This is a genomic window from Micromonospora sp. LH3U1 (assembly GCF_028475105.1).
GTDB lineage: Bacteria > Actinomycetota > Actinomycetes > Mycobacteriales > Micromonosporaceae > Micromonospora.
This window is the reverse complement of record NZ_CP116936.1, coordinates 2,352,839-2,378,902: the sequence shown is the minus strand read 5'-3', so window position 1 is coordinate 2,378,902 and position 26,064 is coordinate 2,352,839. Positions and strand designations below refer to the sequence as shown.

The 26,064-nt window shown below is 72.8% G+C and carries 14 protein-coding genes; 10 read left to right on the top strand and 4 right to left on the bottom strand.

Annotated elements, in window-relative coordinates; translation table 11 throughout:
* Positions 1–81: 81 nt before the first annotated feature.
* Together pgm and glgC are read right to left on the bottom strand one after the other, a co-directional pair.
* Positions 82–1,719, bottom strand: a complete 1,638-nt coding sequence (gene pgm / locus PCA76_RS10800; RefSeq protein WP_272617151.1) for a phosphoglucomutase (alpha-D-glucose-1,6-bisphosphate-dependent) — start codon at positions 1,717–1,719, stop codon at positions 82–84.
* 31 nt (positions 1,720–1,750) lie between these two features.
* Entirely contained in the window at positions 1,751–2,983 is a 1,233-nt protein-coding gene (gene glgC, locus PCA76_RS10795) for a glucose-1-phosphate adenylyltransferase (protein ID WP_272617148.1), read from the bottom strand.
* Positions 2,984–3,053: 70 nt separating this feature from the next.
* Here glgC and glgA point away from each other — a divergent pair, with 70 nt between their 5' ends.
* A complete protein-coding gene (gene glgA, locus PCA76_RS10790; RefSeq protein WP_272617146.1) occupies positions 3,054–4,265 on the top strand; it encodes a glycogen synthase in 1,212 nt (403 codons plus the stop codon).
* Positions 4,266–4,270: 5 nt separating this feature from the next.
* Here the strand turns inward: glgA and PCA76_RS10785 are convergent, their stop codons facing one another.
* Positions 4,271–5,203 (bottom strand): inositol-3-phosphate synthase, encoded by a 933-nt coding sequence (locus PCA76_RS10785; RefSeq protein ID WP_272617144.1) that lies wholly within the window; start codon positions 5,201–5,203, stop codon positions 4,271–4,273.
* Between the two features lie 118 nt (positions 5,204–5,321).
* Between PCA76_RS10785 and PCA76_RS10780 the strand changes: the two genes are divergently transcribed.
* Positions 5,322–6,572: an HNH endonuclease signature motif containing protein gene (locus tag PCA76_RS10780; protein WP_272617142.1), complete on the top strand. Its 1,251-nt coding sequence runs from the start codon at positions 5,322–5,324 to the stop codon at positions 6,570–6,572.
* A gap of 74 nt (positions 6,573–6,646) precedes the next feature.
* Here the strand turns inward: PCA76_RS10780 and PCA76_RS10775 are convergent, their stop codons facing one another.
* Complete coding sequence (locus tag PCA76_RS10775) at positions 6,647–7,993, bottom strand: helix-turn-helix domain-containing protein (protein WP_272617140.1); 1,347 nt, start codon at positions 7,991–7,993, stop codon at positions 6,647–6,649.
* Positions 7,994–8,440: 447 nt separating this feature from the next.
* Between PCA76_RS10775 and PCA76_RS10770 the strand changes: the two genes are divergently transcribed.
* The 8 genes from PCA76_RS10770 (at position 8,441) to PCA76_RS10735 (ending at position 26,008) form a co-directional block, all read left to right on the top strand.
* Entirely contained in the window at positions 8,441–8,668 is a 228-nt protein-coding gene (locus tag PCA76_RS10770; RefSeq protein WP_272617138.1) for a winged helix-turn-helix domain-containing protein, read from the top strand.
* Between the two features lie 202 nt (positions 8,669–8,870).
* The gene (locus tag PCA76_RS10765) at positions 8,871–11,036 is read left to right on the top strand and encodes an alpha-1,4-glucan--maltose-1-phosphate maltosyltransferase (RefSeq protein WP_272617136.1); all 2,166 of its coding nucleotides are present in this window, start codon (positions 8,871–8,873) and stop codon (positions 11,034–11,036) included.
* A complete protein-coding gene (glgB, locus tag PCA76_RS10760; RefSeq protein WP_272617134.1) occupies positions 11,024–13,129 on the top strand; it encodes a 1,4-alpha-glucan branching protein GlgB in 2,106 nt (701 codons plus the stop codon). Before PCA76_RS10765 ends, glgB begins: the two co-directional genes overlap by 13 nt.
* A 206-nt stretch (positions 13,130–13,335) precedes the next feature.
* Complete coding sequence (locus PCA76_RS10755; RefSeq protein ID WP_272617132.1) at positions 13,336–14,151, top strand: DUF4132 domain-containing protein; 816 nt, start codon at positions 13,336–13,338, stop codon at positions 14,149–14,151.
* A complete protein-coding gene (locus PCA76_RS10750; RefSeq protein ID WP_272617130.1) occupies positions 14,148–19,178 on the top strand; it encodes a hypothetical protein in 5,031 nt (1,676 codons plus the stop codon). The genes PCA76_RS10755 and PCA76_RS10750 overlap by 4 nt, the downstream gene beginning before the upstream one ends.
* 34 nt (positions 19,179–19,212) lie before the next feature.
* The gene (locus PCA76_RS10745; protein WP_272617128.1) at positions 19,213–20,403 is read left to right on the top strand and encodes an ATP-binding protein; all 1,191 of its coding nucleotides are present in this window, start codon (positions 19,213–19,215) and stop codon (positions 20,401–20,403) included.
* Positions 20,400–24,122: a vWA domain-containing protein gene (locus tag PCA76_RS10740; protein WP_272617126.1), complete on the top strand. Its 3,723-nt coding sequence runs from the start codon at positions 20,400–20,402 to the stop codon at positions 24,120–24,122. Before PCA76_RS10745 ends, PCA76_RS10740 begins: the two co-directional genes overlap by 4 nt.
* On the top strand, positions 24,119–26,008 hold the full coding sequence (locus PCA76_RS10735; protein ID WP_272617124.1) for a hypothetical protein: 1,890 nt from the start codon (positions 24,119–24,121) through the stop codon (positions 26,006–26,008). Before PCA76_RS10740 ends, PCA76_RS10735 begins: the two co-directional genes overlap by 4 nt.
* The last annotated feature ends 56 nt before the right edge of the window (positions 26,009–26,064 follow it).

Here is a 26,064-nt window from a genome sequence, read left to right as displayed (position 1 = left end):
TCGGCCCCGTACCGCGTCGCCCGTCAGCGCTGGGCGGATGGTTCGCACTTCACCCCGGAGGTGAAACGGGAGCCCTGCCGGTCAGCCGAGAACCTGCGTGACGAGGTCCTTGGCCTCCTGCTGGAGACGGCTGAGGTGCTCCGGACCCTGGAAGGACTCGGCGTAGATCTTGTAGACGTCCTCCGTGCCGGAGGGTCTCGCGGCGAACCAGCCGGACTCGGTGGTGACCTTGAGGCCGCCGATGGGCGCACCGTTGCCGGGCGCGGTGGTCAACGTCGCGGTGATCGGCTCACCGGCCAGCTCGGTGGCGGTGACCTGCTCCGGGGAGAGCTTGGCGAGCACGGCCTTCTGCTCCCGGCTGGCCGGGGCGTCGATCCGGGCGTACGCGGGTGCGCCGAACCGGTCGGCCAGCTCCGCCCAGTGCTCGCTCGGGCTGCGACCGGTGGTGGCCAGGATCTCGGCGGCGAGCAGGCAGAGCAGCAGGCCGTCCTTGTCGGTGGTCCAGGTGGAACCGTCGCGGCGCAGGAACGACGCCCCGGCGCTCTCCTCACCGCCGAAGCCGACCGCCCCGTCCAGCAGACCTGGCACGAACCACTTGAAGCCGACCGGCACCTCCAACAGCGGCCGGCCCAGGTCGGCGGCGACCCGGTCGATCATCGACGAGGAGACCAGGGTCTTGCCCACCGCCGCCGCCGGACCCCACTCGGTGCGGGTGCGGAACAGGTGACCGATCGCCACCGCCAGGTAGTGGTTGGGGTTCATCAGGCCGGCGTCCGGGGTCACGATGCCGTGCCGGTCGGCGTCCGCGTCGTTGCCGGTGGAGATCTGGTAGTCGGCTCGGGCGGCGATCAGCGACGCCATCGCGTTCGGCGAGGAGCAGTCCATCCGGATCTTGCCGTCGCCGTCGAGGGTCATGAACCGCCAGGTCGGGTCGACCGTCGGGTTGACCACGGTCAGGTCCAGCCGGTGCCGCTCGGCGATCTCACCCCAGTACGCCACGCTCGCCCCGCCCAGCGGGTCCGCGCCGATCCGGATCCCGGCGTCGCGGATGGCGTCGATGTCGATCACCGCCGGCAGGTCGTCCACGTAGTTGGCGAGGAAGTCGTACTCCCCGGTCGTGTCGGCGGCCCGGGCCCGCGCGTAGGTGATCCGACGGACCTCCTTGAGCCCGGCGGCGAGGATGGCGTTGGCCCGGTCCTGGATCCACCGGGTCACATCGGTGTCGGCCGGCCCGCCGTTGGTGGGGTTGTACTTGAAACCGCCGTCGTCGGGCGGATTGTGCGACGGGGTGATGACGATGCCGTCGGCGAGCCCGCTGGTACGCCCCCGGTTGTGGGTGAGGATCGCGTGCGACAGCGCCGGGGTCGGGGTGTAGCCGTCGCGGCTGTCGACCAGGACGGTGACCCCGTTGGCGGCGAGCACCTCCAGGGCGTCCACGGCGGCCGGCGCGGAGAGCGCGTGGGTGTCCCGGGCGAGGAAGAGCGGCCCGTCGAGGCCCTGCTCCCGCCGGTAGTCGCAGAGCGCCTGGGTGACCGCCAGGATGTGGTCGGAGTTGAACGCGTTGCGCAGGCTGGAGCCGCGGTGGCCGGAGGTGCCGAAGGAGACCTGCTGCGCCGGGTCCGTGGGATCGGGGTGCTCGGCGTAGTAGGCGGTCACCAGGCGCGGCACGTCGACCAGGTCGGCGGGCTGGGCGGGCTGGCCGGCACGGGGATGGGTCACTGCGGGATCCTCCTGCGGGAAGTACGGGTGGTCACAGCTCGACCTTCTGGCCCTTGCCGATCACCACGATGCCGTTGTCGGAGACGGTGTAGCGCTGCCGGTCCTTCTCCAGGTCGACGCCGATCTCGGCGCCCTCCGGGACGAACACGTTCTTGTCCAGGATGGCCCGCCGGATCACCGCGTGCCGGCCGATCTCGACACCCTCCATCAGCACCGAGCCCTCGACGTGCGCCCAGGAGTGCACCCGCACCTTCGGCGAGACGATCGAGTTTTCCACCAGCGATCCGGAGATCACCACGCCCGGGGAGACCATCGAACCGACGGCCCGGCCGACCCGCTCACCCCACTGGTGTACGAATTTCGCCGGCGGCCACGGCGGCTGCTCCGTGTAGATCGGCCAGTCGAAGTTGTACATGTTGAACACGGGGTGCACGTTGATCAGATCCATGTGCGCGTCGTAGAACGAGTCGAGCGTTCCCACGTCGCGCCAGTAGCCGAGGTCCCGGTCGGTGCTGCCCGGCACCTCGTTGTCGCGGAAGTCGTAGACGTTCGCCTCGCCCCGCTCGACGAGCATCGGGATGATGCTGCCGCCCATGTCGTGCTTGCTGCTCTTGTCTTCCGCGTCGCGCTCGACCGCCTCGCAGAGCGCCCGGGTGGTGAAGACGTAGTTGCCCATCGAGGCGTAGATCTCGTCCGGTGCGTCGGGCAGGCCGACCGCGTCGGTGGGCTTCTCGCGGAACGCCCGGATCCGCTTGCCGTCCTCGCCGACCTCGATGACGCCGAACTGGTCGGCGGTCGACAGCGGCTGACGGATGCCGGCGACGGTCACCGCGGCGCCGGAGGCGATGTGGTCCTCCACCATCTGCCGCGGGTCCATCCGGTAGATGTGGTCGGCGCCGAAGACGATCACGTAGTCGGGCTGCTCGTCGTTGATCAGATTGAAGCTCTGGTAGATGGCGTCGGCCGAACCGGCGAACCACCACGGGCCACGACGCTGCTGCGCGGGTACCGGGGTGACGTAGTTGCCGAGCAGCGTGGACATCCGCCAGGTCTTGGTGATGTGTCGGTCGAGGGAGTGGGACTTGTACTGGGTCAGCACGACGATCTTCAGATAGCCGGCGTTGGCCAGGTTGGAGAGGACGAAGTCGACCATGCGGTACATCCCGCCGAACGGGACGGCCGGCTTGGCCCGGTCCGTGGTGAGTGGCATCAGGCGCTTGCCCTCACCACCCGCCAGGACGATCGCGAGCACCTTGGCAGCCATGCCCCGACGCTATCCACCCACGTCCCACTTCACCACTCGTACGGGGACTCTTCTGCACTAGGGTGCGCACATGACCGACTCCTCCCCGGCCACCGGATCCCTGCGCGTCGATCTGCTCACCCGTGAGTACCCGCCGGAGGTTTACGGCGGCGCCGGCGTGCACGTCGAGTACCTGGCCCGGGAGTTGCGCCACCGCACCGACGTACGGGTGCACTGCTTCGGTCTGCCGCGCACCGAGCCGGGCGTCACCGCGTACGCCGAACCGCCCGGCCTGACCGGCGCGAACGCCGCGCTGCGCACGATGGGCGTCGATCTGGAGATGGCCGCCGGCACGGCCGGCACCGACGTGGTGCACAGCCACACCTGGTACGCGAACCTGGCCGGCCACACCGCGAAGCTGCTGCACGGGGTGCCGCACGTGGTGACCGCGCACAGCCTGGAGCCGCTGCGGCCGTGGAAGGCCGAGCAGCTCGGCGGCGGCTACGCGCTCTCCTCCTGGATCGAGCGCACCGCGATGGAGGCCGCCGACGCCGTGATCGCGGTCAGCGGAGGAATGCGCAACGACGTGCTCACCGCCTACCCGCAGATCGACCCGGCCCGGGTCCGGGTGGTCTACAACGGCATCGACACCGTCCAGTACGCGCCGGACCAGGGCACCGACGTGCTCGACCGCCTCGGCATCGACCCGTCCCGGCCGAGCGTGGTGTACGTGGGAAGGATCACCCGGCAGAAGGGGCTGCCGTACCTGCTGCGGGCCGCCCGGGAGCTGCCGGCGGACACCCAGCTCGTGCTGCTCGCCGGTGCGCCGGACACCGCCGAGATCGCCGCCGAGGTGGAGGATCTGGTGGCCGAACTGCGGGCCAACCGCTCCGGGGTGGTCTGGGTGGCCGAGATGCTGCCCAAGCCCGAGGTGATCCAGGTGCTCACGCACGCGACCGTCTTCGCCTGCCCGTCGGTGTACGAGCCGATGGGCATCGTCAACCTGGAGGCGATGGCCTGCGAAACGGCGGTGGTGGCGACCGCCACCGGCGGCATCCCCGAGGTGGTGGCCGACGGCGAGACCGGTCTGCTGGTGCCCATCGAGCAGGCCACCGACGGCTCCGGCCGACCGCTGGCACCGGAGAAGTTCGTCGCCGACCTGGCGGCGGCGGTCAACACGCTGCTCGCCGACCCGGCACGCACCGCCCGGCTGGGCCAGGCCGGCCGGCGGCGCGCGGTGGAGCACTTCTCCTGGGAGTCCATCGCCCAGCAGACGCTCGACGTGTACCGCTCGGTCAGCTGATCTTTTCAGATCGCCGTTCCGGGCGGGGATTTGAGCAACGACGTCGCCTCGGCAGCATGACCGCCCTGCCCACGTCGTAACGCGCTGGCCGCGATGCGAATGAGGTCGATGTTGACCCCTGCGGCACCACTCGGATCATGCACCTGCAGTTTCACGTCGAGGCTCACCGCCATCTCGCCCCAGCCCTGCGCCTCAAGGTTGAGGTGCGCCACCTTCTGCGATTTCAGCTGTGACAGGTAACCGAGCGGGGCCACCTGAACCTTGTCATCCGCTGCCAACGCGTTGAGCTTGGACCGCTTCTTGGTGTCCGGGTTCTCGACCAGGTTGCGGAAGTCCTCGGTGCCGCCCAGATTGACCTGGTAGGAACTGACCAAAGTGAGGCCCCGCTCCTCCAACAGCCGTAGCAACGCCTTGTGCAGCACCGAGGTGCCGAACTGGCTGGCCAGGTCATCGCCGAGCAGCGGCAGACCAGCCGCCTCGAATCGGTCCATCCAGCGCGGATCGCGGGCTACCGGGTCGGAGGTGGTGTTGATGAAGGCGACACCTGCCCGGTGGGCGGCCTCGGCGTACGCCGTGGCGGTCTCCGGTCGGCCACTCGGCGCCGAGTAGAGCAGCACCTCCGCCCCGGCCAGCGCTGCCGCCACCCGGTCCACCTCGGTCGCGTCGACAAGCCCCTTGGTTACGGGGACATCCGCCCTCGGAAGATCGCAGTCGAGCCGTGGAAAATTGTTGGGCGGCAGGAAGATCGCCTCGGTCAGGTCCCTGCCGATCTTCTCCTCGGATGTGGCGAAAGCCGCGACGAAGTCGATGTCATCCACCCCGATCCCGTCGATCATCGGCCTGCGGACACCCACCAGACTGCCGCTGTGGCGGTGCAGAGCAATTCCCTGCACCAACGCGGAGGTGTTGTTACCGACACCCACAACCGCAACTCGCACCCGTTTGATCATGGACGGGAGGCTACGTCACCCAGCCGATCCGTGGGCGCGACGACCGACCCCCGGCAGCACAACAACGGCACCAGAAATTGTCGTACGTCTGTTCTAGTCTCTGGTGGTGATCGATGCGTTGGAGCAAGCGGAGGCCGCAGTGGTGGCCTGCTTCGACACGACCGCGTGGGCCGCTTCCGAGCCTGATCTCGTCGCGGCTTTGGACGCCACGCACCGCCTTGAGCAACGCCTGGCCGCGGTGAAGCTCACCCTCGTCCGGGAGCTGGATGGTCGAGGCACCGCGACCACGCAGGGGGCCTCCTGCACGGCCGTGTGGCTGCGGGACCGGTTACGGCTCGGCGTCGGCGCCGCCCGCCGACTGGTCGAGTTGGCCGCGATGCTCGACACCGCCCCCGCCGGAGTGCGAGACGCGTTGGCCGGTGGTTCGGTTAACGCGGAGCAGATTCGGGTCATCGCCGAAACGGTCCAGACCGTGCATACCGCCGCCGGGGCGCAGGCCGCCGACAAGGCCGTCGGTGTCCTCGTCGACTGGGCGGCGCAGTTCGACGCCACCCAGTTACGCAGGCTCGGCACGCGGATCCTCGACCACGTAGCCCCCGACATCGCCGACGCGGCCGCCGAGGCGGCGCTGCGGGCCCAGGAGTCGCGGGCCGCCCTAGACCGGCACCTCACCATCAGCGAGCAGCCCGACGGTCGAATACGCCTCACTGGCATCCTCGACACCGAAGCCGCCGCCCTGCTCCGCACCGCCATCGACCCGCTCACCACGCCCGCTGGGCCCGACGACACCCGCACCGCCGGGCAACGCCGCCACGACGCCCTCGCCGACGTCTGCCGACTCACCCTGTGCACCGGCGAACTGCCCGAAAACGGCGGCGACCGCTCCCAACTCGTCGTCACAGCCACCTACGACGTCCTGCGTCAGCAGCTCGACACGGGCACGCTGGACACCGGCGGGCACCTCAGCGCCGACGCGGTGCGCCGACTCGCCTGCGACGCGGCCATCCTGCCCGCCATCCTCGGCCAAGCCGGTCAGGTCCTCGACGTCGGCCGGCAACGCCGCCTCATCAGCGGCCCACTACGACGCGCCCTGGTGCTGCGCGACCGCGGCTGCGCCTTCCCCGGCTGCGACCGCCCGCCCCGCTGGTGCGACGCCCACCACATCCGGCACTGGGCCGACGGCGGTCCCACCAGCCTCGACAACGCCGTGTTGCTCTGTGGCCACCACCACCGACACATCCACCACAGCGACTGGGCCGTCCAGCTCGGCGGCGACGGCCACCCCGAGTTCCGCCCACCCGCCTGGCTCCACCCGGACCAACTCCCTCGCCGCAACCACTACCACCGACGCAGATAGCGCTCCCGTGATCGAAGTCAGGCGACACCCACCACGCCAACGCCGCTCAGGCGACGTGGGTCAGGCGACGTGGGTCAGGCAACGTGCAGGGCGGCCGCGAGCTGGGCGAGGCCGGCGGGCGCTTCGGCGGACCGCCAGACGACTGCGACCAGTCGCCGTACCGCCGGCCGGTCGTGCACCTCGCTGTGGGCCATGCGTTCCGCGTCGAGCAGCGTCCGGCCCGCGCAGCGCATGTCGCCGGTCAGGGCGCACGCACGGGCCACATCGAGGAGGTACGCGGCGCGGTGCTCGGGCGGCAACCACCGCCACTCGTCGCCGACCACCAGTCGCCCATGCCGGCCTGTTGCCGTGGTGACGTCGCCAAGGGCCGCCTCGGCCACCACCCGGGCTGCCTCGACCGCCGCCAGGCCAAAACCCACGCCGCCGACACCCCCGCCACAGAAACCCCTGCCACCAAAGCCCGCGCCACCAAAGCCACCGCCACCAAAGCCAGCGCCACCAAAGCCAGCGCCACCAAAGCCAGCGCCACCAAAGCCCTCGCCACCAAAGCCACCGCCACCAAAGCCCTCGCCACCGGCCCCGCAGCCAAGCCCGCGGCCGCCGTCTGAGCCGACGTCCCGCGCGATTTCCGCAGCCTGGTCGAGCGACTGGCGGGCGCGGCGTTCGTCTCCCCCGCCTGCGGCGGCAAGCGCGGCCTGGAGAAGCAGCGTCCCGCGCAGTGACAAGTTGGCCGCGAACCCACCGCCCGACCGGGGCGCTTCGATGCCGTCAGCCGCGACGATCGCGGCATCCAGGGCGGATCGCCGCCGACCACGGGACCGCAGGGCCTGGCTCAGTGAGACGGTGGCAACGGCGGCGAGCTGGGGGTCGCCTGTGGCGAGCGCGACGGCCATCCCACGATCGGCGGCCAGCCAGGCCAACTCCCCCTGGCCGACCTTCACCAGTACCAGGGCGATCAGCCCGTACACCGACACCAGCAAGGCGTCCGTCCGGCCGGGGCCAGCAGCCTGTGCTTCACGCGCGGCGTCGAGCAGGCCGGGCAGCGCGGCGAGCAACGCCGGGTACCGGGCGTGCCGATAGCTCTGCTCGGCGTGGTCCAGCCGGGCACGTAACTCTTCGACGCGCGGCGGTCGGGTCGAGCCCCGCAGGTGGTACCGGGCCAGCGCCGTCCGGATCCCGTCCACCCCGGCGGCGACGGGATCCGACCGCACGGGTCGGGCAGTCAGCAGGACCTCCACATCGATGCGGAGCGCGTCCGCGATCTCCCGGAGGTTGGACACCCGCTCCAGCCGGCGTACCCCGCGCTCGACCTTGTCCACCCAGCTCTTCGACTTGCCGAGGCGGTCCGCGAACTGCTGCTGCGTCATGTTCCGCCGCACCCGCCACTGGGCGACCCGGCGACCCACCGGCAGCTCGTTCACCGCCGGCCCGTCCCGGTCACCGCAGGATCCCCACCACGAGCAGCACGAGTACGACCACCGCGACCGTGAGGCCGTAGGCGTACTGCCGCCGACTGAGCGGCGCCCGCGCCGGGATCGGCGGACACGGCACCCGATCTCCGTCCGGGTGCGGAGGCCGCCCATTGGCAATCGGGTACGCGGGCGGCAGTGGCCCATCCGACGGACGCTCGTCCAACTCTGCCTCCTTGTGGGTGATCGACTTGGCGGTTAGAGGGAGGTGCAGCTCAGGCGGGTGGCACGAGGAACCGCTCGCGCCTCCCCGCCCGGCGGCTCGGGACACTCCGCTGCTGACGAGAGGATCCCTGCCGCCATCCAACTTAGAAGGCACTGCCTTCACAGTCAACAGAGCATGCACGGCATGTCGCTGCGGATGCGAAGATCGGAGCGCTGACGAGAGGTGGCGCCACCATGCCGCAAGCACCGCTGTACGAGCAGATCATTGCCGACGTCGTGGCCTCGATCCGCGCTGGCACATTGCAGCCGGGCGACAAACTGCCGTCGATCGCGGAGATGGGCGAGCAGTACCAGTCGAGCGCCTGGCCGGTGCGATACGCCCTGCGGATCCTCGAAGAGCGGGGCTGGATTGTCACCCGACAGGGCAAGGGCTCGTTCGTGGCACCGCAACCGCCGGCCTGAACCGGCCGAAGCCATCCGCACCGCGAAGATCCACACGCTTTCAGTGAAACTGCTGTCTCGACGGGCCCTGAAGCAACGGTTTCACCGAAAACGTGTGGATCTTGACGGGGGCGCGCGGATCTTGGCTCGCGGCCCCGGGTGCCAGGGACTGACAGGCATGCTTGGCCGCGCGCGAACGGATCTCGCGCAGTAGGTTGGCGGGGTGACTGGACGGTTCCCGATCGAAGACGTCTCCCCCGTCGTCTCGTGCGGGCGGTACCCGGCCAAGGCGGTGGTCGACGAACCGATTCCGGTGTCGGCGCGCGCCTACCGGGAGGGGCACGACGCACTGGGCTGCAACGTGGTGTGGAGCGGCCCGGACGACGAGCAACGGCCGTTCACCCGGATGCGCCCCGGCGAGCCGGGCCAGGACCGCTGGCACGCCACGATCCGACCGGACGCCGTCGGCTCCTGGACCTTCGCCGTCGAGGCTTTCCAGGACCCGTACCTGACCTGGCAGAACGCGGTGACCAAGAAGATCGCCGCTGGGCAGGGGTCTGCCGACCTGGCCAACGACCTCGCCGAGGGCGCGCGGGTGCTCGCCGCCGCCCGGGACCTCGTCCCGACCGCCGACCGGCCCCGGGTCGCCGACGCCCTCACCGCGCTGGTCGACACCGACCTGCCGCTGCCGAAGCGGGTCGACCCGGCGCTGGCCCTGGCCGACCTGCTCTGGGAGCACCCGGTGCGGGAAATGGTCACCGCCGGTGACGCGTACTCCCTCTGGGTTGACCGCAAGCGGGCGCTCTACTCGGCCTGGTACGAGTTCTTCCCCCGCTCCGAAGGGGCGGTGGGTGATCGATCCGGGACCTTCGCCACCGCCACCGAGCGACTGCCCGGCGTGGCCGCGATGGGCTTCGACGTGCTCTACCTGCCGCCGATCCACCCGATCGGCCGGGTCAACCGCAAGGGCCGCAACAACGCGCTCACCGCCGGGCCGACCGACGTGGGCTCGCCGTGGGCGATCGGCGCCGCCGAGGGCGGCCACGACGCCATCCACCCCGATCTGGGTACGCCGGCAGACTTCCGGGCCTTCATTCAGGCGGCGGCGGCGCAGGGCCTGGAAGTGGCGATGGACCTGGCGTTGCAGTGCGCGCCGGACCACCCCTGGGTCACCGAGCACCCGGAGTGGTTCACCACCCGGGCCGACGGCAGCATCGCGTACGCGGAGAACCCGCCGAAGAAGTACCAGGACATCTACCCGGTCAACTTCGACAACGACCCGGAGGGCATCCGGGCCGAGGTGCTGCGGGTGGTGCTGCACTGGATCGGCGAGGGCGTCCGGATCTTCCGGGTGGACAACCCGCACACCAAGCCGTTCGACTTCTGGCACTGGCTGATCGCCGAGGTGAAGGAGGTCGACCCGGACGTGCTGTTCCTGGCCGAGGCGTTCACCCGGCCGGCCATCATGCACGGCCTCGGCAAGATCGGCTTTACCCAGTCGTACACCTATTTCACCTGGCGCACGACGGCCGCCGAGATGCGGGAGTACTGCGAGGAGTTGATCGAGGCGGCCGACTACATGCGGCCCAACTTCTGGCCGAACACGCCAGACATCCTGCACGAGTCGTTGCAGCACGGCGGCCCGCCGATGTTCAAGATCCGAGCGGTGCTGGCCGCGCTGCTCTCCCCCTCCTGGGGCCTGTACGCCGGCTTCGAGCTGTTCGAGCACATGGCCCGGCCCGGCGCCGAGGAATACCTGGACAACGAGAAGTACGAGCTGCGGCCCCGCGACTGGGCCGGCGCCGAGGCCCAGGGCCGCTCGCTGGCCCCGTTCCTGGCCACCCTCAACCGGGTACGCCGGGACAACCCGGCCCTGCACCAGCTGCGCAACCTGCGCTTCCACGAGATCGACAACCCGGCGTTGCTCTGCTGGTCGAAGCACGACCCGGAGACCGGCAACACCGTCATCGTGATCTGCTCGTTCGACCCGCGCATCGTGCAGTGGGGCAACACCACCCTCGACATGCCGGCGCTCGGCTTCGACTGGCACGAGCGGTTCACCGTGCACGACGAGCTCACCGGCACCAGCTACGACTGGGGTCAGCGCAACGCGGTCCGGCTCGACCCGTACCTGCAACCGGCCCACGTACTGACCGTGCGCCGCCCGACCCCGCCGACCGAGCCGCAGCCGGCGGGCGCCGAGCCGGCGAACCTCACCGTCGCCGAGGTGCCGGACGACCTCTCCGGCGGCACCGCGCCGACCGTCCCGGTGCCGACTCCGCCCCGCCGGTCGGCCCCCGTTCCGACCCCTCCGCGCCGGTCGGCCGCCGGCCGGTCCGCCCCGGCACCGACCGATGCCGCACCGAAGGACGCCCGATGGACCAGCTGATCACCGGCGCGACGCACGACCCGCACGCGCTGCTCGGCGCGCACCCCGCCGCCGACGGGTCGACGACGATCCGCACGCTGCGCCGGGGTGCCGGCGACGTGGTGCTGCTGATCGGCGACGAACGGCACCCGATGAAGCGGGTGCACGACGTGGGCGTCTTCGAGACCACCGTCGAGGGCCCGGTCCTCGACTACCGGGTGGAAGCCGATGGCACAGCGCACGACGACCCGTACCGCTACCCGCCGACCCTCGGCGAACTGGACCTGCACCTGATCGGCGAGGGCCGCCACGAGCGACTGTGGGAGGCGCTCGGCGCCCGGGTCTTCGACGAGGGCGTCGCGTTCAGCGTCTGGGCGCCCAACGCCCGGGGGGTCCGGGTGATCGGCGACTTCACCGGCTGGTCGCCCGACGACGGCTGGCCGATGCGGTCACTCGGCTCCAGCGGAGTGTGGGAACTGTTCGTCCCCAACGCCCGGGTCGGGGCCCGCTACAAGTACCGCGTCCTCGGCGCCGACGGGCAGTGGCGGGACAAGGCCGACCCCCTGGCCGCGTACGCCGAGGTGCCGCCGGCCACCGCCTCGGTGGTGCACCACTCGACCTACCGGTGGAACGACGCGGACTGGCTGGCCCGGCGGGCCGAACGGCAGCCGCACCAGGAGCCGATGAGCGTCTACGAGGTGCACCTCGGCTCGTGGCGGCCCGGCCTGAGCTACCGCGAGTTGGCCGATCAGCTCACCGCGTACGTCACCGAGTTGAGCTTCACGCATGTGGAGTTCCTGCCGGTGATGGAGCACCCGTTCGGCGGTTCCTGGGGCTACCAGGTGACCGGCTACTACGCGCCGACCTCCCGGTTCGGCGACCCGGACGAGTTCCGACACCTGGTGGACCGGCTGCACGCCGCCGGCATCGGCGTACTCCTGGACTGGGTCCCCGCGCACTTCCCCAAGGACGAATGGGCCCTCGCCCGCTTCGACGGCACCCCGCTCTACGAGCACCCCGACCCGCAGCGCGGCGAGCACCCCGACTGGGGCACGTACGTGTTCGACTTCGGACGCAACGAGGTGCGCAACTTCCTGGTCGCCAACGCGCTCTACTGGTGCGACCAGTTCCACGTCGACGGGCTGCGAGTGGATGCCGTCGCCTCGATGCTCTACCTCGACTACTCCCGTGAGCACGGGCAGTGGTCCCCCAACAAGTACGGCGGTCGGGAGAACCTGGAAGCCCTCGCGCTCATGCAGGAGGTGAACGCGACCGTCTACAAGCACCACGCCGGGGTCGTCATGATCGCCGAGGAGTCCACCGCCTGGCCGGGTGTCACCCGCTCCACCGCCGAGGGCGGGCTGGGCTTCGGCTTCAAATGGAACATGGGCTGGATGCACGACACCCTGCTCTACACCTCGAAGGACCCGATCTACCGCCAGCACCACCACCACCAGCTCACCTTCTCCCTGGCGTACGCCTGGAGCGAGAACTACGTGCTGCCGATCAGCCACGACGAGGTGGTGCACGGCAAGGGCTCGCTGGCCGGCAAGATGCCCGGCGACACCTGGCAGCGGCTGGCGAACGTGCGGGCGCTGCTGGCGTACATGTGGGCGCACCCGGGCAAGCAGTTGCTCTTCATGGGCTCCGAGCTGGCCGACGACCGGGAGTGGAGCGAGGAGCGCGGCCTCGACTGGTACCTGCTGCACGACCCGGCCCGAGCCGGGGTGCAGCGACTGGTCGGTGACCTCAACCGGGTCTACCGGGACACCCCGGCGCTCTGGGCGCAGGACACCGAGCCGGCCGGGTTCCGCTGGATCGCCGGCGACGACGTCGCCAACAACGCCGTGTCGTTCGTCCGGATCGCCCCGGACGGTTCGACGCTCGTGTGCGTGGCGAACTTCTCCGCCCAGCCCCTGCATGACTACCGGATCGGCCTACCGGCCGGCGGGACGTGGCAGGAGGTGCTCAACACCGACGCGCAGCACTACGGCGGGTCCGGGGTGGGCAACATGGGGGCGGTACACGCCGAGGACGTGCCATGGCACGGAATGGTCGCCTCCGCCGCCCTCCAGGTCCCCCCACTGGGTGTCATCTGGCTTCGCCGCAACTGAGCGCGCGGGTGCGCGCCGGCGTCGCAGCGGACCGTGCCCCACCGCCGCCCGGCCAACGGGTTCCTGTCGTGTCGGTCACTACTGTTAGCGTCCCCCCTCGTTGATCAGTCTCGGCCAATTCGCCATGTAATCCGGCCGACCTGCCACTGTGGAGGGCGATCCTGATGGGCTGGCTAGCGGTCGGAGACTCCTACGAGGTTTCTCTCGTGGACGGAAAGGTGGCGGCCCGATCCACCGGCTCACGGGCCAGCGGTCGTCCACTGAAGACGCTCCCGAAGTCGCTGCGCGACGACCCCGAGGTGGACCGGTTGCGCCAGCTCAGCCAGTGGCTGGATCGGCACAGCGCCGAATGCCTGGCGCGGGTCGACGGCTGGGTGGTGTCCTCGCTGCCGGTGCCGACCGGGCTGCTGGCCCGGGTCTGGCCGGACCCGGCCTGGCAGGGCGCGCTGCGCGACCTGGTGGTGCTCGGGGACGATCCGGCCGAGCCGGGCTTCCTGCGGGACGTCACCGACACCGGTGACCTGCGGGTGGTCAACCTCGACGGGGACACCGTCCGGCTCTCGCCGGCCAGCGCCACGCTGCCCCACCCGGTGCGCGTGCCCGATCTGGCGGACCTGCGCGAGTTCGCCGACGAACTGGACGTCACCCAGCGGGTCGAGCAATTGCACCGGGACACCTGGGGCAGGCCGGCCAACCTGAAGGACCGGGACACCACGATCAACGACTTCCAGGGCACCACGGTCCCCAACCGGCTGGCCGCCCGGGCCGCCACGCTCGGCTTCCGGGTCTCCGGCTCCCAGGTCAAGTGCCGGGTCTGGGAGGCCGGCCGCACGGTCGAGGCCGCCATGTGGTTCGACGAGAGCTACTGGGACTCCGAGGCGACCCTCGGCAGCCTCTCCTGGTCGGTCGTGGACGGGCCGACGTTGCGGTTGACCGAGGTCGGGCCGGTGGCCTGGTCGGAAGGAATACGGATGGCGACGGCCCTGTCCGGCGCCCTGACCCGAACGGGGGAGAAGGCGTGACCGGGATGACGACCAGGTCGGACGGGGAATCGGCGGAGAGCCTGCTGGCCGCCGGCGCGGTGCTGCCGATCGGCACCGCCGGGGCCGGCGACCGGGTGGTGCCCCTCACCGCCCGCACCTACCGGCACCCGGCCCTCGACGACCGGCCGGTGGTCCGCCTGGTCGACGCGGCCCTCGGCGAGGGCGAGGACATGGCCGTCGGGTTCCTCGGTCTGACGCCGGGCGCCGAGCCGGCCGTCGTCGGGCTGGGCCCGCGCCGCCCGCTGGCCTTCCCGGAGTGGGTGCTGGTGCACCACCCGGCGGACGGCCGGCACGCGTTGGCGGTGGTGCCGGAGCTGCAGAAGCTGGCCAAGCAGGTCCGGTCGAAGCCGAAGGCCGCCCTGGACGGGCACCAGAGCCTCGCCGACCGCTTCGCCCGTACGCTGCCGCACTTCCTGCCGACGTTCTTCGAGCAGGCGGCGCGGGTGTTTCTGGCCGCCGGGCAGGACACCTACGCGACGCAGTTGTTCAACAAGGCGCGCAAGGCGGAGGCGCAGCACGGGCTGCCGGTCGACCTGACCCGGCTGGACGAGGTCTATGTGGAGTTCGCGGCGGCCAAGGTGGTCTCCGCGACCGCGCTGGCCGGCCACGCGAAGGAGTTGTCCGCCCAGTTGCCGGCCGACGAGACGCTGGAGCGGTTCTGCCGGCTGGCGCTGCGGGCAGCGGCCGCCGGCGTGGTTCCCTCCGCGCAGTTGGCCAGCGCGGTGCAGCGGCTGGTCCGGGCCGCCACCAAGGCCGCTGGTGCGGCCGGCGCCGCCGCCGTCGCCGACCGCGAGGCGGCCTACCTGGCCGAGTTGCTGCGGCTGCCGGTGGCCGCCGAGGCGCCGGCCGGCTGGTGGAAGGTGCACCTGCCGGCGGTGACGGCACTGGCCGGCCGCGACCCGGCGATCCGTGGCAGCCTGCTCGATCTGATGCCCGCCAACCGGGACAACCTGGTCATGTGGATGGCCTTGTTGGCCGACACCGGTGCGCTCGCCGGACTCTCCGACCCGGAGGTGCCGGACGCGGCCCGTCCGCAGGACGGCTCCGTCGGCTGGTTGCGCCGCTTCCTGAGTCGGGCCAACCTGGACCGCCACCGGCCATTGCGGGAGCTGTACCCACTCGTCGAGCGGATGGCCGCCCGGCTGCGCGCCGAGCTGGCCGACAGCGGCGAGGCCCTCGCCGTCGCCGACGACCTGGACCTGCTCGATCTGCTCCTCGCCCTCGACCTGCCGGTGGCGCCGCCCAAGGAACGCGACGCCCTGGACCTGGCGCGTTGGGTGAATGCCAAGGGAGAGCGGGAGTTGCTCGCCCTGGCCGGCGACGACCGGTTCACCGCGGCCTTGCGCCGAGGTCTCGACCAGGTCGACGACCAGCAGCAGGCCCAGCGCCGGCTGGCCGGGACGCGGGGCGTCCGGCCGATGCTGGCCGACTGGCTGCGGGCCCGGATCCGCGACCGGTTCACCACCGGGCTGCCATACCTTCCGGAGGCGGTGAGGTGGCTGGGCAACCTCCCGGTGGAGGCGTTGCGCCTGGTCTTCGACGACCTCGATGGGCCCGCCGCGCAGGCTGCGCGCGGCGAGCTCAGACAGGCCCTCGACGTCGACCTCGCCGGGCACGTGGCCCGCAGCCTGCGCGGCGGGCTCCTCGACGAGTTGGGCTGGCCGGACTGGGAGCAGGCCTGGCAGGAGGTGACCGGCGGCGACCGGCGGGTCGAGGTGACCCAGCAGGACGCGTGGCCGTACGTGATCCTGGGCGGGCCGACCACGGTGCGCGTGCTCGGCGCCGAGGGCATCGTGCTCCGCCACGACCTGCGCATCCCGGCCGGCGACATGTGGCGCCAGCCCGGTTACCACTACGTCGACGGTCAACTGCTTGTCTTCTGGCATTCCCGGTCGTTCAACTACGACCTGTGCGGCTACTGGCACTCGTCGCCCGGCGAGCTGCAGGCCATCAACGGCAGTCTTCGCGGCCAGAGGCGCCCGAACGAGATCACCCTGCCGTTGGCCGGCGGCGGGCGGACCACCGGCGACGGCGTGCTGCACCCCCGCGACAACGCTGTCCCGGTGGAGCTGCCGGTCATCACCGACGGCACCTCCTACTGGGTCTACCGCCCCGACGAGGAGAACAGCGACCACGGCTGGCGCGAGTACGACCCGGCCAGCAACACCCACGGCCGGCGCAGCCTGCCCCGGTTCCTGGCCGAGCTGCCGGTGAGCGGAAGCCGCCTGGAGGAGTCGGCCAGTTGGCTACGGCCGGCCCTGTCCGACCGGGCCACCCCGGCCGCCGCTCCGGTGGACGGTCTACTCGGCTGGCGGGTGGCCACCCTGCCGGACGGCGCGGTGCGCGGCGAGGACCTGGCTGGCCGTACCGTCACCGTGGCCCCGGGACAGGAACCGATCGCGGCGCTGATGCTGCCCGGCGACGACCGGCCACGGGCCGTCCTCGACGGTTTCGTCCTGGTCGACCCGGACGGTGTGGTGTCAGCCACCGCCGGAGCGTCGTCCGGCCGGCCCTACACCGCCAGGGCGGTCCCGCTGCCGAGGCGGGAGTTCCTCGGCAACATGTTGCACCGGGATCCGGCCGGCTCCGCGGCCCTGCGCCGGGTGGACCGGGACATCGCCGCCACGCTGTTCAAGGCTGCCCTCGACGAACGCCGCGCCGCCACGGCCGAAGCGGCCGCACGGGCTGCGACCCGATCCGGGTTGACCGCGGCCACCCAGGCCAGCACCGGCCTTCCCATCGCCCTCCCGGGAGCCGTGGTCGGCCCATCGGCCGGCGCATCCGCCACCGCCGATGGCGAGGACGCGTTGGTCGAACTGGTCCGCTCGACGTTGCCGACAATCAGCCATGACGCGCTGTTGGCCGGGGTGGCCGGCGTGCTGCGGCTGGCCGCCCAGGCGCACACCGACCTGGAGGCGGTGGGCGAGCGGCTCACCAGGTCGCTGTCCGCCCCGAAGGCGGTGGCACCGGCGGCCACCGCGAGCGGACCAACCGACGAGCAGCTCAAGCTGGCGCTGAACGGTCTGCGCTCGGCCGCCAGGGCGAGCAGCTCGACCCACGCCTTCACCCAGTTCCAGGTGATCGCCGCCCAGCGATCCGCCGCCACCGGGAACGAACCCGCCGTACGGCTGCACCTCGACGGGCCGCCGCTGCCGATCACTCTGGACTGGTGGGACCTGCTCGGCGCTGTCGCCGCCGTCGCCTACCGGGCGGTCGCGGCGGTCACCCCGGACGAACACCGGGAGACGCTGCGCGCCCTGCTCACCGAGCTGGACCGGCTCGATTTGAGCACGGCGGCCGAACCAGCCCGCTGGCGTCGATTCTCGCTGTACCTGCGCGACGACGACCTCACCAACCTCGACGGCGAACGCCGATCCCCCCGGCCGGGCATCCTGCCGTTGCCCGACGGGGCGTTCATCGCCGTGCTCAACCACTCCGGCACCGCCGGCGGCTACCTCTTCGACGCGCTGTACCACGACCCGGCCGGCGTGTTCGCCGTGCCCGAGCCGTACACGGTGCGGTCCTCGGCGCCGGTCGGTGACGAACGGCCGGCCGGCTGGCTGACCGGTTTCCTCACCGAGTGGGCCGCGCGCGGCCCACTGCCCTGGCGGCCGGAAGCGGCCGAGCAGTTCGCCGAGCTGACCGGCGTCACCCCCACCGCCGGGAAGCTGGTGCTGGCCGGCCTGCTGTACGGGAACTCGATGAACACCGCCACGCCCGAGTTGCTCAAGGCCCTCGGAATCAAGCAGGCCCGCGAGGTCAACCTGGCCTACGAGTTACTGCACGAGTCAAGCATGGCGGTCCGGCTGGCCGCGGTCTCGGCGCTGCTGCCGGACGACCCGGCCCGGCTGTGGACCGACGGTGTGGACGTGGCCGCCGCCGCGAGGGTCTGGAACGCCGCCGTGGGACGCCGGGCGGTGATACCCGAACAGCTCTTCATCGACGCGGTGCGCGCGGTCAGCACCGACTGGGCACCCACGAAAGCGTTTCCGGCGCTGCTCGACCCCGCCCGCTCTGCCGAACTGAGCACCGACCTGACCTTCGGGATCAAGGGCGATCGGGCCCAGCCGGCTGACGGCCAGCCAACGGGTTTCACCGGTGAGGTGCTGTGCTCCACGGTCACCCTGGCCGCCTGGGTCGCCCACCACACTCCGGCCGGCGATCCGTGCCGGGCCGCACTGCCGGCCGCGCTGGCGCTGATCCGGGATCGGCTGGCCAACCCGCACCTGCTGCTCGACCTCAACGAGTACGTCTCCCTGCCCGCGTTCCGCCAGGTGGCTGGCACCCCGTCGGAGACCGGCGCGGGCTGGGAACGTTACGGCGCCATCGTCCTGGCCACCGCCGACACCCAGCCCTCGCCCGCGCTGCGACCGGACCTGCTCGACGTCGACGGGACGGACCCGTACCTGCCGGCGCTGCGGGCAGACGCAACCAAGCCGTACCCGATGGAGGTGGCGCTTCGGTTGGTCCGCGACCCACGCTTCGCGGCGCTCCTCGGCGATTCGGGGGAGCCGGGCGGCGGCGCGCGGGCGGCGGACGGGACCTGGTGGCCGCAGGATCCGACCCGGTCGGTGCCCGACCTGGTCGCCGAGGCAGCCGGGGAACACGGCCTGGGCGCCGACGCGGCGGCGGTGTACCTGATGCTGCTGGCCATGCCGGACCCGACCGACCGCGACACGACGAAGTGGACCGGCTGGAAGCCGGCCCGGCTGAAGGCGGCCCGCGCCGAACTGGCCGGCACCGAACTGGTCGTCGAGGCCAGCCGGTCCCGGGCCGGCCGGTCGCTGTTCCTGCCCGGCCCGTGGCTGGAGCGCGGCCACGGGCAGAAACCGATCGAGGGCTGGAAGACCAGCCTGTTCGGCCTCGCACCGGACGGTACGGCCGGGCTCGGCGTGACCGTCCCGTTCGCGCCTGCCGCCGACCTCTACCGGCGGGCCTGGCAACGCCTCCGCGACGGCGACCGGCCCCGATTCGACAACCTGCCCACCCGCGGCACCCGCCGCTGACCCGCCCGAACCAGAGAAAGATCGAGGAACATCAGTGACCGTGACGGAACACGTCCGCCCCACCGTGGTGCCGGAGACCGCCGCCCAGGTCCTCTCCGCCGAACAGCGGTACGCCGACGAGTTGGCCTTCCTGGCCGCGTACGACGACGGGGCTCGGCCACCGGGCTGGGCGTTGACCCCGCGCGCCGTGGTCACCTTCATCCGGGGCAGCGACGGCGAGGCGCTGAAGCTGCCCGCCGACCGGCGCACCGGCCCGGCCGACACCGAACTGCCGGCCAGCATGACCATCCCGGCGAAGTTCGTCGGTGAGCGGAGTCTGGTCGAGCGGTGCGTGGTCACCCTGGCCGGCGAGCGGGGCCTGCTGCTGGTCGGCGAGCCCGGTACCGCCAAGTCCATGCTGTCCGAGCTGCTGGCCGCCGCGGTCTGCGGCACCAGCGCGCTGACCGTGCAGGGCACCGCCGGCACCACCGAGGACGCCTTCCGGTACGGCTGGAACTACGCCCTGCTGCTCGCCCAGGGCCCGACCCCGCAGGCGCTGGTCGACTCGCCGGTGCTGACCGCGATGCGCACCGGCCGTGTCGTCCGGATCGAGGAGGTCACCCGCTGCCTGCCCGAGGTGCAGGACGCGCTGGTGTCCCTCCTGTCCGACCGGCGGATGAACGTGCCGGAGCTGAGCGGCACCGAGGACGGCCTGATCCGCGCGGCACCCGGGTTCAGCGTGATCGCCACCGCCAACCTGCGGGACCGGGGCGTGTCGGAGATGTCCTCGGCCCTCAAGCGCCGGTTCAACTTCGAGACCATCCACCCGATCTCGGACGTGGACACCGAAACCGACCTGGTACGCCGGCAGGCCACCGCCGCCGTGCAGCGCGCCGGGGCGGCGTACGCCGTGGACGACGCGGTGCTGGACGCCCTGGTCACCGTGTTCCGCGACCTGCGTTCCGGCCGGTCGGGCGAGGGCTGGGACGTGGAACGGCCCGGCACGGTGATGTCCACCGCCGAGGCGGTGCAGGTGGCGGCGTCGCTCGGGTTGGCCGCCGCGTACCTGCCCGGCGGGGACGCGCTCGACCTGGTCCCCGGGCACCTGCTCGGCGTGGTCCGCAAGGACGACCAGAACGACCACGCCCGGCTGCTCGGCTACTGGGACGGCCCGGTCCGCCGCCGCGCCGAGGACGGCTCGGCGATGTGGCGCCGGCTCTGGGATCTGCGGGAGAACCTGCGGTGACGACCGTATCCCGCACGTCGCCCGGTGGGGCTCCGCCGACCGTCGACTCGATGGCGGCCGACCCACGAGCCGTGGTCGACGCCCTCGCCGGTTGCGTCCGGCCGTACCTGATCGGGGTGCGGCATCACAGCCCGGCCCTCGCGGCGGTGCTCCCGGCGCTGCTTGACGCCGCCGCGGCCGAGGTGGTCTGTGTCGAGCTGCCGGCCGATTTCCAGCGCTGGCTGCCGTACCTTTCCGACCCGGCCGCCCGGGCCCCGCTGGCCCTGGTCGGCAGCCACGGCGAGGACGGGCCGACGGGCTTCTACCCGTTCGCCGATTTCTCCCCGGAACTGGCCGCGATCCGCTGGGCCCGACAGCGTGGCGTCGAGGTGGTCTGCTGCGACCTGCCGCTGACCGACCCCGGCTGGAGCGCCGACACCATCGAACCGGCCACCGACTGCGACCCGGCCACCGACTCCGACTCGACCGCCGGGTCCGAGCCGGCCGCCGGGGGCGACCCGGACGCCGGTGAGCCGGTGCGCGGCCCGCGCCGGTCCGGCTACGCCGCCGCCCTCAGCGCCAGCGGCACCGGCCGCGACGGCGACGACCTGTGGGACCGGGTGGTCGAGGTGCGCGCCCCGGGCTGCCCGCCGGAGGCGGTCCGGCGGGCCTCCCTCGGCGTCGGCTGGGCGATGCGTACCGACAGCGCCAGCGGCGACGGCATACCGGCCCGGGACCTGGCCCGCGAGCGACACATGCGCCGGGTGCTGGCCGAGGCCGGCGCGGACGGCCGGCGGGTCGCCGCCGTCATCGGCGCCTTCCACGCCCCGGCCCTGCTCGCCACCCCGTCGACCGACGCCGGCCCCGCCCGGACGGCCAGCACGGCCGGCGGCGCCACCCAGGCCGGTTCGGTCCGGTCCGTGACGACCCGGCCCGGTCCGGCCACCAAGGGCGACGGCACGGCGATCACCTCGCTGGTGCCGTACGCGTTCGACCTGCTCGACTCCCGCTCCGGCTACCCGGCCGGGATCCGTGACCCGCGCTGGCAGCAGTCCGTCTTCACCGCTGCCGGCGACCCCGAACAGATCCGGGCCGCCGCCGCACGGGCGGTCACCGACCTCTGCCGGGAACTCCGCTCGGCCGGTCACACCGCCGGTACCGGCGAGGCCGCCGAGACGGTACGGCTGTCCGGCGACCTGGCCCGACTGCGGGACCTGCCTGCCCCCGGCCGGGGCGAGGTGCTGGAGGCGGTGACCACCGTGCTCGGCCAGGGTGAACTGCTCGGCCGCGGCCGAGCGCTGGCCAAGGCGCTGGAGATTGTGCTGGTCGGTGCCGAACGCGGTCGGATCGCCCCCGGTACGCCGCGGTCCGGCCTCGGTCCCGCCGTCGAGGCGGAACTCACCGCGCTGCGGCTGCCCAACCCGGACAGCCCGAAGTCCCGCGAGGTCCGGCTGGATCCGCTGCGCACCGAGCTGGACGGGCGGCGGGAGATCCTGCTGCAACGCCTGCAGACCTGCGGCGTCGGCTACGGCGAGCCGATCGCGGTCTCCGGCACCGGCGACGGCACCGCCCTGACCACCCGTTGGCAGCTGGCCTGGACGCCGTCCGTGGCGGCCCGGCTGGACCTGGTCGGCGTACGCGGGGTGACCGCGGCGCTGGCCGCGACCGGCACCCTGCGGGACCGGTTCCGCCGGGAGGCCGCCGACGGCGGCCCCACCGCCGCGCAGTTGCTCACCGGGCTGCGCGACGCCGCCCGTTGCGACCTGCCCGAGCTGGTCACCGACCGGCTGGAGCTGGCCACCGTGGTGCTGCCTGGCACCGGCACGCTGCCCGAGCTGCTGGCCGCCCTGGACCTGCTGGAGGCCCTGCGCCGCGCGCATCTGCCCGGCACCACCGCCGACGGCCGGGCCCGGGCCGCCGAGCTGGCCGTCGTGCTGCTGGACGCGGCGGTCCGCGGGCTGCCGGGCCTGGCCGGCAGCGACGCCACCGCCGACGCCGCCGCGCTGGTCGACCTCGCGGTCCGCGCCGGCGAGGATCGGATCGGCCTACGCCTGGACGAGGCCCTCGACCACCTGGCCCGGGCCGGCTCGCCGCTGATCCAGGGCGCCGCCCTGGCCGCCCGGGTGCTGCTCGACCTGACCGGCCTGGAGGTCCTGGGCACCCGGGTGGCCGGCTGGATCGACGCGGCGACCGGACCGGACACCCGGCGGCAGCTGCACCGGCTGCTCGGGGGTCTGCTCACTGCGGCGCATCCGCTGCTGCAGTCCGCCCCGGCCGCGCTGGACCCGCTGCTGGAGCGGGTCGAGCGGCTCACCGACACCGAGTTCCTGGACCGGCTGCCGGCGCTGCGGGGCGGGTTCGACGTGCTCACCCCGGCGGCCCGGGACCGGCTGCTGGACACCGTCGCCGACCGGCTCGGCGATCGGCTCGATCTGGCACTGTCCGTCCCGCCCGAGATGCTGGCCCGCTGGACCGCCGCCGACCTTGCCGGTCGGGCCGCCCTGATCGCCCGCCACATACCGATCCCGGGCACGCCGAGCGGCTCCGCCGACACCGACACCGGCCCGGACACGCCGATCGGCTCGGCCGACACCGAACCCGGCCTGGACACGCCGGCCGCCCAGCTCACCCCCACCGACCGGTGGCGGCTGCTGCTCGGCCGCCAACCCGACCGGTTGCCGGCCGACGCCCGCCGCTACGCCCGCGCCCTGGACGAGCTGTACGGGGCGGGCCAGGGCGAGGGCGCCACCGACCTCGGCCAGGGGGCCGGCGGTGGTGGTGGCCAGGAAGGCTCCTTCCCGACCGCACGCGAGTGGGCCAACGAACTCGAGGCGCTCTTCGGCACCTCGGTACGCGAGGAGGTCATCGCCCGGGCGGCCGAGAACGGCCGTACCGACGTGCTCGCCGAGCTCGACCCGGCCGCGGTACGCCCCTCGATGGAGCTGCTGACCTCGGTGCTGTCACTGGCCGGCGGACTGCCCGAGGGGCACCTGGCCAAGCTGCGGCCACTGGTCCGGCGGCTGGTCGAGGAGCTGACCAAGCAGTTGGCCACCCAGGTGCGTCCGGCGCTGACCGGGCTGACCAACCCGCGTCCGTCCCGCCGTCCCGGTGGCCGGATCAACCTCGCCCGTACGCTGCGGGCGAACCTGCAGCACACCCAGCGGCTCGGCGACGGCCGGACGGTCGTGGTGCCGGAACGCCCGGTCTTCAACACCCGGACCCGCAGGGAGGCCGACTGGCGGCTGGTGCTGGTGGTCGACGTGTCCGGCTCGATGGAGGCGTCGGTGGTGTGGTCGGCGTTGACGGCCGCCGTGCTGGGCGGGGTGCCGACCCTGTCCACCCACTTCCTCGCCTTCTCCACCGAGGTGGTCGACCTGACCGACCGGGTCGACGACCCACTGTCGCTGCTGCTGGAGGTGCGCGTCGGCGGCGGTACGCACATCGCCGCCGGGCTGGCCCACGCCCGCTCGCTGGTGACCGTGCCGAGCCGCACCATCGTGGCGGTGGTCAGCGACTTCGAGGAGGGCTACCCACTGGCCGGGCTGCTCGGCGAGGTCCGCACCCTGGCCACGTCCGGTGTGCATCTGCTCGGCTGCGCCGCGCTGAACGACCGGGGCGCGCCCTGCTATTCGGTACCGGTCGCCGAGCAGCTCGTCGCGGCCGGGATGCCGGTCGCCGCTCTCAGCCCGCTCGAACTCGCCCGCTGGGTGGGCGATCGCATTCGCGGAGGATCACGTTGACGGACCGCACACCCACCGACCTGTTGCCGCCGGTGCTGCCGGAGGTCGCCGCTGCGGCGGTGGCCGCCCTGCCACCCCGGCTGCACAAGCGGCTGGACGCCACCGTCGGACGGCTGGCCGGGGTACCGGTCGGCCGGGTCGACGGCGGCGTGTCGGTCGACTGCGGCGCCGAGGCCCTGGTCACCCTCACGCCCGGGTCGACCGGCGCGGTCACCGAAGAGCACCAGGCGCGGTGCAGCTGCCTGCTGGCACCCCGCTGTCTGCACCGGACCGCGGTCCTGGTCGCCTGCCCGGTCGCCGATCCGGCCACCCGTCCCGACCCGGCGTCCGTCGGCGCGTCGTCCGCTCCGGACAGCGATGGCGCGAAGACCGGCCGGACCGGGCGAACCGAGAGATCGGCCGCCGGTCGTGCCGGCCAGAACACGGCACCGACGAAGGCGCAACGGGCCGCCGCCGGTGCGCTGTGGCGGGCCGCCTCCGCAGTGCTCGCGGCCGGCGTGCCGGCCGCCGGCGCGGTTCCCCAGGCCGAACTGCTGCGGGCCGCCCACAGCGCCCGGCTGGCCGGCCTGCCGCGGGCCGAGAGCGCCGCGCTGCGCGCGGTCCGTGGCCTGCGCGCCCACCGGGAACGACAGGCCGGCCACCGGCTGGCCGAGCTGGTCGAGGTGCTGCACGACCTGCTGTACGTGGCCGGCCGGCTGGCCGCCGGCGATCCCGACCCGGCGCTGGTCGGCATCCTCCGGCGGGCCTACCAGCCGGACGGAACGCTGGAGGTGTACGGCGTCTGCCGGGAACCGGTGATCAGCGCGAACGGATACGCCGGGGTGGTCACCCACCTGGTCGCCGCCGACGGGCGGCGGCTCTCCTTCGGCGACGTGAAACCGGGTGGCCCGGAGCGGGCACGGGACTGCGCCCGGGCGGTCACCGAGATGGGCGCAGTCGCGGTCAACCACGCGGTGTTGGCCCGCGGCGGCCTGCGGATCACCGGCACCACCGTTTCGCCGGACGGCCGGCTCGGCGCCGGCAAGGGGGTCCGCGCCAGCCCGCTCGCCGAGACCGACTGGGCCACCGGACCGCTGGCGGAACTGTTCGCCCGCCCACTCGCCGAGGTGGTGACCGCCCAACTCGCCGCCGACGACCCGGAGGACCCGATCCGCGCCGGTACCGCGCTGGTCGGCGGTGACCTGATGGTCGTGGGTGCCGTCGGCGACCAGGTGCTGGCCCGCGAACTGGCCCCCGCGACCGACGCCGGACCGGAGCGGGCGCCGGTGCCGGACGGCCCGGTGATCCGGCTGGCGCCGGTCAACTCCCACCCGATGCTGGCCCACGTGGGCAACCTGCGGCGGCTCGCCTCCCGGCCGGGCCTGCGGATCCGGGTGGTCGGCCGGCTGGACCCGGACCGGGCCAGCACGCTGCGCCCGCTCGCGGTCGGTCCGGTGCCCGGTTCCGCCACGACGCTCCGGCTGCCCGCGGACTGGCACGGCCGGGCGGACCTCGGCTACGACGAGATCCAGGGCGGTCACCTACCGCCGCGTGACCCGGCCGCGATGACCGAACCGGTCCTCGCCGTCGGCGCCGACGCGGTCGCGGAGTCCCCGCTGTGGCGGGTTCGCCGGCTGGTGGAGCTGGCCGTCTCCGGCGGTCGCCGCGCCGTCGTCGAGGCGGCCCGCGGCGAGGGCACCGGGCTGACGGGTCCGCTGCGCCGCGCCGGCTTCACGACCGCCGCCACGGTGGCCGCCGCGCTCGCCGACGAGTCCGACCGGCGCGGGCGGGATGCGTTCGGTCGGCGTACCGATCCCGACCCGGACCGGTACGCCTGGGCCTGGCTCGCCACGACTGCCCACCTCGCCGCCACCGAGCGGGAGTTGATCCGCTCATCCTGGGACTGACCAGGTTCGGCGCCTGCCGTTCGGCCGTAGGCACCTGGAAGGGCACCTACGGCCGA

What these genes read in the sequence shown, in the direction of transcription:
- glgC (WP_272617148.1), bottom strand. Translation starts at nt 2,983, where the DNA reads ATGGCTGCCAAGGTGCTCGCGATCGTCCTGGCGGGTGGTGAGGGCAAG.
- glgA (WP_272617146.1), top strand. Translation starts at nt 3,054, where the DNA reads ATGACCGACTCCTCCCCGGCCACCGGATCCCTGCGCGTCGATCTGCTC.
- PCA76_RS10770 (WP_272617138.1), top strand. Translation starts at nt 8,441, where the DNA reads ATGCCGCAAGCACCGCTGTACGAGCAGATCATTGCCGACGTCGTGGCC.
- glgB (WP_272617134.1), top strand. Translation starts at nt 11,024, where the DNA reads ATGGACCAGCTGATCACCGGCGCGACGCACGACCCGCACGCGCTGCTC.